The organism is Moorena sp. SIO4E2 (assembly GCF_010671945.1).
Taxonomy (GTDB): domain Bacteria; phylum Cyanobacteriota; class Cyanobacteriia; order Cyanobacteriales; family Coleofasciculaceae; genus Moorena; species Moorena producens.
In genome coordinates, this window is the sequence record NZ_JAAHIE010000699.1 from 1 (window position 1) to 3,286 (window position 3,286).

Annotated in this window: 1 protein-coding gene and 1 pseudogene; one reads left to right on the top strand and one right to left on the bottom strand. The window is 43.5% G+C overall.

From position 1 onward, the window contains the following. Window positions 1-2,270: thioester reductase domain-containing protein (locus F6K37_RS35620; RefSeq protein ID WP_287255618.1), on the top strand; the 2,270-nt coding region annotated here is incomplete at its 5' end. A 219-nt stretch (window positions 2,271-2,489) separates the two neighbouring features. Here the strand turns inward: F6K37_RS35620 and F6K37_RS45065 are convergent. Continuing rightward, window positions 2,490-2,794, bottom strand: a pseudogene (locus tag F6K37_RS45065) (PDDEXK nuclease domain-containing protein); the annotation flags it as partial. Window positions 2,795-3,286: the final 492 nt, after the last annotated feature.

Below are 3,286 nucleotides of genomic sequence, written 5' to 3' on the forward strand. Positions count from 1 at the left end.
CACTGTTGTCCACACTCAACCAGGAAAACATTGCTCGTTTATTCTTACCCTTTGTTGGGTTACAACAGTTAGCAATAGTGGCAGAAAAAGCACCATCATTGCCCACCCACTTGCAAGACATCATTACCGCAGGAGAACAGTTACAAATCTCTGGAGCCATTCGCAATTTGATGGAGCGTTTGCCCGGATGTACCCTCCATAACCAGTATGGGCCTTCTGAGAGTCATGTGGTGACAGCTTTTACCCTGCCAGAAGACGTTGCTCAATGGCCAACCCTGCCCCCGATTGGAAAACCCATCTGTAATTGTCACATCCATTTGCTCAACGAAGCTTTCCAGCCAGTTCCAATTGGGGTTGCCGGTGAGCTATACATTGGCGGGGTGGGGCTTGCTCGGGGTTATGTAAATCGCCCTGAGCTAACGGCAGAGCGATTTATTCACCATCCAGATAATCCATGGGCTCGACTCTACAAAACTGGGGATAAGGCTCGGTATTTACCAGATGGCAATATTGAATTCCTCGGTCGCATTGACCATCAAGTCAAAATCCGAGGCTTTCGGATTGAGCTCGGGGAAATTGAATCTTTACTCAGTGGCTACCAGCAGGTGCAGGAATGCGTCGTCATCCCCCGGGAAGATACCCCAGGAAACAAGCGCTTGGTAGCCTATGTAGTTGGGGATGATGATCTTGACATCAGCGCCCTGAAAGAGTATATCAGACAACAGTTACCAGACTACATGGTTCCCAGTGTAGTGGTGCCCCTGACGTCATTACCCCTGTCTCCCAGTGGTAAGATAGACCGCAAAGCGTTACCTGCCCCTGATGCTGCCTTCAGCCACAGCAGTGACTTCGTTGCACCGAAGACAGACAGTCAAATTCGGATCGCTAGTCTTTTTGCCGAAATTCTCTCCCTGCACCCTCAGAGCATTAGCCTTGAGGATAGTTTCTTTGAGTTAGGTGGTCATTCTCTATTGGCTACTCAACTGATGTTTCGCATTCGTGAAGCCTTCGAAATTAATTTATCTCTAAGGGCATTGTTTGATTATCCCTCTGTTTCTGATTTGACTAGTGCAATCGACCAAGCTTTAGTAACTGGAAACTATCAATCCCAGACTTGGGATTTAGACGCAGAAGCTGCTTTAGATCCAGATATTCAGCCATCAACTGCGATCGCGCCAATCGTCAGTCCAATGGAACGAATTTTCCTAACCGGTGCAACGGGTTTCTTGGGAACTTACTTACTTTCTGAACTCTTGACCACAACTACTGCTACTGTCTATTGCTTGGTTCGCGCCGAGCATATAGATGCTGGCAAAGAAAGACTATTGAACAAGTTAGAAGCAACTGGATTATGGCGTGAGAATTTTACATCTCGAATTATTCCCATCATCGGAGATTTAGGAACCAGTGGTTTTGGACTCTCAGCAACTGAGTATAATAATTTATGCCAAGCAATTGATGTTGTTTATCACGCTGGAGCCTATGTTAATCATGTGTGGTCTTACCCTCTTTTAAAAGATGCGAATGTTTTGGGAACCCAAGAGGTGTTGAGACTGGCCAGTCTAGGGAAGCTGAAACCTGTTCATTACGTTTCTACCATAAGCGTGTTATCAACATCCCAAACTGACCAACCCATGCTCGAGTCAGCCACTGCCAATCATGATGATTTACCAAAAGTAGGCTATGTTCAGACCAAGTGGGTAGCAGAGCAGTTAGTTTGGCAAGCTGCCAAGCGCGGTTTGCCCATAACTATCTATCGACCTTCGAGAATTAGTGGTCACAGTCAAACCGGTGTCTCTAGTTTCGATGACTTACTCTCACGACGGGTGAAAGGATGTATTCAACTCAAAAGTTTTCCTAGCTGGAGTGGTTTAGCAGAAAACCTTGTCCCAGTAGATTATGTTAGCCGAGCGATTGTTTGTCTCTCACAACAAAACCGTTTATTTGGGAAAGCATTCCATTTAATTAATCCAAAATCGGTGTCTCTGAGGGAGATTTTTGACTGGGTGCGATTCCTGGGCTATAGCTTGGAAGAAATTGACTATACTGATTGGCGTTCTAAGTTAATAGAGGATATTGAAAATCCTCTCTACCCTTACTTACCCAACTTCCCGGAATCACCGTCGAACATAACAAACTTAATTGAGTACGATTGTCGCAATGTGGTTGATGGTTTAAGGGGAAGTGGGATCAAGTTACCGGAGGTTAATCAGGATTTATTTAAAACTTACCTCTCCTTCTTCAGAGAAAGTGGTTTTTTGGAGGATTGAAGCTTTTTACTGTTTGACCCGGAAATTGGTAAGCATTCAGCTAATGCGCGTTCAGCTATCAGCTAATGCGCGTTCAGCTATCAGCTATCAGCTATCAGCTTATGGGCGAGGTGCTTTTGAATAAAACAGGTCAACATTCGTTTAATCTGAGTTATGTGACAGCGTCGAAGTCTATGCCACAAATCTGACTGCTGACTACTGAATGCTGACTGCTTACTATCACTCCACCCCCTCCAATAACAGAGCCAGTTGTTCAGGTGCAGGAAGTTGATTCTGCAATTGTTGTGGTAACGTTGAAACTATTCGATAAGTAGCAACACCAATCGGTTTGTTTGACTCCTTCAAGGCATATTCCACAATGGTCTTTCCTTAGACTTGCAAAGAATAATTCCTATGGCAGAATTCTCCTCTTCTAGCCTCATTTTGTCATCTAACGCTGCTAAATAAAACGGCATCTTGCCTATATATTCTGGCAAAAACTCTCCGATTTTTAAATCGATAGCTACCAAACATTTGAGACGGCGTAAGCATATGCGCTACAGATGGTGCTACTTGAGGTGCTATCAGCCGTCAGCCGTCAGCTTTTGAATAAAAGAGGTAAGCATTTGTTTAATCTCTGTTACGTCCCAGCGTCGTTCGCACAGCGTGGCCAAAGGCCAAAGCCTGTGCCACGCTAATTGAGGTGCTTTTTAATAAAATAAGCTGACCACTGACCGCTGACTGCTGACTGCTGACTGCTTAGCTAGTTTCTAGAGGAACCTGCTAGGAACAATGGGAAAAAATTCTGTATAAATCATTACTATTAAAACCGCTATAACTATAACACCTATAAGTATAATAAACCCTTATACATTAATTAAGTATTATTTATATAAAGTTTGATTACAATTAAAAAAAAAATTGGCATTTTATGATATAAACGGTCTCATTGAACTATGTCAAGTTTTATGTCAATAAGCTGTGCTATCAATAAGCTGTGTTTGAATAGTGAAGAGAGTTAACTAGGAAGATCAGGA